This is a genomic window from Brooklawnia sp. (assembly GCF_049651565.1).
Taxonomy (GTDB): Bacteria; Actinomycetota; Actinomycetes; order Propionibacteriales; family Propionibacteriaceae; genus Brooklawnia.
Window position 1 is genome coordinate 1 of the sequence record NZ_JBASCI010000138.1, and the last position, 5214, is coordinate 5214.

The window sequence follows — 5214 nt, forward strand, 5'->3', positions numbered from 1 at the left end:
GCGCTGGCGGCCGATCCGGCCGGTCGGGCCGGCATGGCAGGATGGGTTCAGTGACGCCCCGCAAGACCACCATCCAGCCGCCCCGGTACGGTCCACCCGTCGACCTCAGCCGGTACGCCTGGTTGTCGGTGGCCGCGGCCCTGGTCACCATCGCGCTCAAGGGTGGCGCGGCCTGGCTGACCGGCTCGGTCGGGTTGCTGTCGGACGCTGCGGAGTCGCTGGTCAACCTGGCGGCAGCGATCGTCGCCCTGGTGGCCCTCAAGGTGGCCATCAAGCCGCCCGACCTGAACCACCCGTACGGTCACAGCAAGGCCGAGTACTTCTCGGCAGCGCTGGAGGGCGTGATGATCTTCGTCGCCGCGGGCTTCATCATCGTCGCCTCGATCGAGCGGCTGATCAACCCGCGGATGCCGGAGCAGCTGGGGTTCGGCCTGGCCATCGCCGTGGTCGCCTCGCTGATCAACGGGACGGTCTCGGCGGTGCTGCTGCGGCAGGGCCGCCGCTACAACTCCGCCACCCTCATCGCCGACGCCAGGCACCTGATGACCGATGTGATCACCTCGGTGGCGGTGCTGGTCGGCGTCGGGCTGGTGGCGATCACCAACACCCCGATCCTCGACCCGATCGTGGCCCTGCTGGCCGGCTCCAACATCCTGTGGACCGGGATCAGCCTGATCCGGTCGTCGGTGGACGGGCTGATGGACGTCAGCCTGCCCGAACGCACCAACGCCGACCTGTACGAGGTGCTCGACCGGTTCCGGGTGCCGGGCAGGATCGAGTTCCATGCTGTTCGCACCCGCGAGGCCGGCAACCGGCAGTTCATGGAGTTCCACATCCTGGTGCCCGGCCAGTGGAGCGTCCGGAAGGGGCACGACCTCACCGAGGACGTCATCGACGCGCTGGTCGAGGTCGTCCCGGAGGTCAGGGTGTCAGCGCACCTGGAACCGATCGAGGATCCCAGGTCGTACGCCGACGAGGAGGACTTCTGAGATGTCCGACGCAGCCGTCCAGCCAGCCGAGTTCAGCGTCCCCGGCTGGGACGAGTACTTCCTGGGTATCGCGGACGCGGTCGCCGTCCGCGCCAAGTGCCGGCGGCGCAAGGTGGGCGCGGTGCTGGCCACCGACGACCACCGGATCATCGCCACCGGCTACAACGGGGCGGCGCCGGGGCGTCCGGACTGCCTGGAGGGCGCCTGTCCGCGCGGGCTGTTGGACTACGACCAGGTGCCGGGCCTGGGTGACTACGACCGGCCCGGCACTGCCGGGTTCTGCATCGCGATCCACGCCGAGGTCAATGCGCTGCTGTTCGCGGTGCGCGACACCCGAGGCGCGACCGCGTACATCACCGACGAACCCTGCCCGGGCTGCCGCAAGGCGCTGGCAGCGGCCGGCATCGTCCGCGCGGTCTGGCCTGGAGGAGCGTTGGACGCCGCCGATCTGGTCGACTGGGGCGCCCAACGCTGATCACCGGCTGTCGTCAGCTGCGGTTCGGGTCCTGGTAGTCGGTTCCCGCCCGGCGATCACGCTCGAGCGATTCCTCGACGATGGTGTCCTCGACAACTTCGGCATCGGACGCCGGTGCACCGCGCCGGGAGTCGGTCAGCGAGGTCCCGGCGGCCGGGGCGGCCACCACGGGCTCGTCCTCCTCGGCCAGTGCCTGCCGGTTGCCGGCCCCGGCCACCGGCACCTCGTCCTCGGCCACGGCGCCGCCGGTTGCGGCACTGGGACGAATGCTCTGGTCGGGGTCGACGCCGCCGGTCGTGCGGCTGGGCTGATCACCGCCCACCGGCTGGCGCACCTCACCGCCGGCCGGCTGGTCACGCAGTTGTTCCCGCTGCTCCCAGTTCGGCGGGGTTTCGTCGGACTGGTCCAGCGGGCGATCGTAGTCCTCCATGCCGTACCGGTTCTCGGGTGATCCCACAGCTGGTGCTCCCTTCAGGTTCTCGGCGACAACTTCGGGGTCGAGGACGGCGCCCCGGGTGTGCTCGGGACGCTGCTCGTCTGGCAGGTCGCGGACTTCGCGGGAACCCGCTTCGTCGAGGTCGCGGTCTGCGGTCGCGGTGCGCGCCTGCATGCCGGCCGCGGGCGCGGTCACCGGGTGCTCGGAGTCGAGGACGGTCGCGATGCCGTAATAGGCGTACAGCTGGGCCTCTTCGTCGGCATCCAGGTGCTTGTCGGGGTCGACCCGGGGGGCTTCCTTCACCTTCTCCTCGGTGTAGGGCACAGTGATGGTTCCCTCGGTCACCACCGCTTGCTCCAGCGGGACGAACGTCTCCTTCAGCCCGAACCAACCGGTCTTCACGGTCACCCAGCTGGGCTGGCCGGTCTGGTCGTCCAGGTAGACCTGCCCGATGCTGCCGATCTTGTTGCCGTTGACGTCCACGACGTCGGAGTTGAACAGGTCCTCGTAGTTGCTTTCTGCCATCGTCGCTTCCTTTCGTATCGGCATCTTCTACCCGGATCCGGGCCGGCTCACACCATCAGAGTGGCAGATCCGGCTGGTCGGCAGGAGCGTCTTCGGCGAAGTCTGCCGATGGGTCGGCCGGCGGTGGCACAGCGGGCGGAATCACGAAGCCGACGCCGTAGTGCCGGTAGGCCTGCGCCTCGTGGGTGGGGGTGAGGTGCTGGTCGGGTGGTGGCGGCGGGGCCTGCTTGATCACCTCGGCCGGGTGCGGTACCTGCAGCAGGCCGTCGGAGGCGAAGGCTCCGGTCAACGGGATCAGCACCTCCCGGTTGCCGAACAGGCCGGCGCGGGCGACCACGAAGGTTGGCTCGCCGGTGGCGTCGTCCAGGTACACCTGGCTCACCCCGCCGATCCGGGAGCCCTCGGCGTCCAGCACCGTGCAGGAGTACAGCTCGTCGATGGCTTGCGACACGGTGGTCCTCCCGGAGGTTGGCTCAGCGCTTCGGATCGTCAACGTCTTCGCTGACGCTACCGCGTTCCAGCCACACCCAGCCACGTCTGCTGGTGTCGAGTCGCAGGCGGATCTGGTCGGTGCGCATGATCACCACGGTGATGATCAGCAGGGCCACCCCCACGCAAACCACCCCGAACAGCACGGTGGACTGTGGGCCGAGGTGGTCACCCAGCCAACCCACCAACGGCGACACCAACGGAGTGACGCCCATGATGACCAGCCCCCACAGCGCCATCACCCGACCCCGCATCTCGGGGCTGGTGCTGGCTTGCACCAGGGTGTTGCCGGTGACCATCACGGTGACGGTGGCCAGCCCGATCGGCACCTGCAAGATCGCGAACAGCTCGAAGGACGGCGAGTAGGCCGCGATCAGGTTGAAGATGGTGTAGCCGGCCATCCCGCCGAGGACGAACCGCAGCCGCGGATAGCCGCGGCCGGCCGCCCACAGCGCTGCGACCAGCGCGCCGACTCCCATCGCCGAACCGAGCACGCCGTACTCACCTGGTCCGCGGCCATAGAACTGGGTCGCCATCACCGCGTTGGAGATCTGGAAGTTGAAGCCCAGCCCACCGACCGCGAACCCGCAGGCCAGCAGCACCAGCAGGTCGGGACGGCTGAGGGCGTACCGGAAGCCCTCGCGGGTGCGACCGCGCCCGGTCTGCACCGGCGCCGGGTGCAGTTCGGCGGAGTCGAGCCGCAGCAGCGCGGTCAGCATCGCCAGGTAGGTCAGCGAGTTGAGTGCCAACACCCAGCCGGTGCCCAGCGCGGCGATCATGATGCCGGACAGCCCCGGTCCGATCAGCCGTGCGGTGTTGAAACTGGTGGAGTTGAGGCCGATGGCGTTGGGCAGGTTCGCCGATCCCACCAGCTCGCTGACGAACGACTGGCGGGCGGGATTGTCCAGGGTGAAGAACAGGCCGTCGATGAACGCGATCAGGTAGACCATCCAGAGCTGGGCGACCCCGGTCAGCACCAGCGTCGCCAGGATCACCACGTCGATGGCGAAGACGCTCTGGGTGAGCAGCAGGATCTTGCGCTTCGGGAACCGGTCGGCCACCGAGCCCGCCATCGGCGCCAGCCCTAGGCCGGGCAGGAACATGATCGCGGTCACCAGGCCGAGGGCGGACGCGCTGCCGTCGGTCAACTCCATCAGCACCAGCCAGGACATGGCGGTGCGTCCCATCCAGGAACCGATGTTGCTGAACAGCGCACCGGTGAAGTACCGGCGGTAGTTGGCGATGGCGAGGGAACTGAAGATCGTAGGCATGCTAACGCCCGAGGCTACTCCCAGCTGTGATGCGTTTCAGTGCGGGTGCCACCGCTGGTCGGGGCCGATGCATCGGTGAGAGCGCTGAGGATCGGTCAGCGCGACTGTGCTGCGTGTTCCTCCGCAGTCGTGAATGGGGCGCTGGGTGGATTCTGGTTTCGGCACCCTCAAACCGGCTTACATCGATTCAATGACTGCAGGTGCCGTTCCAGCGTGCCAAAACCGGAATTTTGGACCTGCCCCCTGTGATGAGGGGTGTGGGTCTGCAGTGCCTACCCAGGGCCCTGGCCGCGTCCTGCACCATGTGATGAGGGAGGCTGAAGGTCCAGGCAACCCGACCCGGTACCCGAAGGAACGGCGATGTACTGCGGAGGGTCGCTCAGCGATGTCGCTGCACGAACCTCCCCACTAGCGACAAGCGGGTTTCGCCGCCGCGCGTACTCCTGAGAGCGGGTCAGAGCCCGCGGAGCCAGTCAGGGTTGTCGTCCGGTGGTCGAGGTGGCATTCGGCCGCCCCCGGCGGTCCCGCGACGGGGGCCGAGCGGTCGTCCGAAGAACAGCCAGGCCAGCGGGCCCAGACCGGGCAACCCGATGACAACCACCGCCCACAACCATTTGGGCATCCGGCGAACCTCCCAGGTCCTGGCCTGGGCAACCTCGATCGTGCAGTAAAGCGTCAAAGCGATCAGCACGATTACCGGAATCACGCGCCCCATGCAGCTAATTCTAGAGGGAGGCGCCAACAAACCGGCTGCCCGGCCGAGGTGGGACTGCCGGGGTGTAACTGGTTGGTTCGCTGCCGGTTCGCCCGGGCGCCTACCATGGCCGGGTGGTCAGCCGTATCCGCACCTGCGCCCCGTCCGAGGTGGCCGAGCTGCTGCCCGGCGCGCTGGCCGGTGAGTACGTGCTCGCCCCGGTGCCCGACCGGACCGCCCAGCAGGCGCTGCGGGTCGACGAACCGCTCGAGGCCGCGGACGTCGCGGTGGTCGTCACCAGCTCCGGCTCGACCGGGACGCCGAAGGGCGTGCTG

Annotated in this window: 6 protein-coding genes and 1 pseudogene; 3 read left to right on the forward strand and 4 right to left on the reverse strand. The window is 68.7% G+C overall.

The features are described from left to right. The first annotated feature begins 41 nt into the window (after positions 1 to 41). Positions 42 to 989, forward strand: coding sequence for a cation diffusion facilitator family transporter (locus WBL05_RS06650; protein WP_424224634.1), 948 nt, complete (start codon positions 42 to 44; stop codon positions 987 to 989). A 1-nt stretch (position 990) separates the two neighbouring features. Beyond that, positions 991 to 1464 carry a deoxycytidylate deaminase gene (locus WBL05_RS06655; protein WP_424224628.1) on the forward strand — a complete coding sequence of 158 codons (474 nt, stop codon included), beginning with the start codon at positions 991 to 993 and terminating at the stop codon, positions 1462 to 1464. Positions 1465 to 1477: 13 nt separating this feature from the next. Here WBL05_RS06655 and WBL05_RS06660 read toward each other — a convergent pair whose 3' ends face one another. The 4 genes from WBL05_RS06660 to WBL05_RS06675 form a co-directional block, all read right to left on the reverse strand. Continuing rightward, the gene (locus WBL05_RS06660) at positions 1478 to 2425 is read right to left on the reverse strand and encodes a PRC-barrel domain-containing protein (protein WP_424224629.1); all 948 of its coding nucleotides are present in this window, start codon (positions 2423 to 2425) and stop codon (positions 1478 to 1480) included. Between the two features lie 55 nt (positions 2426 to 2480). Then, a complete protein-coding gene (locus WBL05_RS06665; protein ID WP_424224631.1) occupies positions 2481 to 2876 on the reverse strand; it encodes a PRC-barrel domain-containing protein in 396 nt (131 codons plus the stop codon). A 22-nt stretch (positions 2877 to 2898) separates the two neighbouring features. Next, complete coding sequence (locus WBL05_RS06670) at positions 2899 to 4176, reverse strand: MFS transporter (protein ID WP_424224635.1); 1278 nt, start codon at positions 4174 to 4176, stop codon at positions 2899 to 2901. Between the two features lie 463 nt (positions 4177 to 4639). Further along, entirely contained in the window at positions 4640 to 4900 is a 261-nt protein-coding gene (locus tag WBL05_RS06675) for a PLD nuclease N-terminal domain-containing protein (RefSeq protein ID WP_424224633.1), read from the reverse strand. A 113-nt stretch (positions 4901 to 5013) separates the two neighbouring features. Between WBL05_RS06675 and WBL05_RS06680 the strand changes: the two are divergent. Then, a pseudogene (locus tag WBL05_RS06680) lies at positions 5014 to 5214 on the forward strand (AMP-dependent synthetase); the annotation flags it as partial.

Coding starts and splice junctions, on each gene's coding strand:
- WBL05_RS06650 (WP_424224634.1), top strand. CDS start 42: ATGGGTTCAGTGACGCCCCGCAAGACCACCATCCAGCCGCCCCGGTAC.
- WBL05_RS06655 (WP_424224628.1), top strand. CDS start 991: ATGTCCGACGCAGCCGTCCAGCCAGCCGAGTTCAGCGTCCCCGGCTGG.
- WBL05_RS06660 (WP_424224629.1), bottom strand. CDS start 2,425: ATGGCAGAAAGCAACTACGAGGACCTGTTCAACTCCGACGTCGTGGAC.
- WBL05_RS06675 (WP_424224633.1), bottom strand. CDS start 4,900: ATGGGGCGCGTGATTCCGGTAATCGTGCTGATCGCTTTGACGCTTTAC.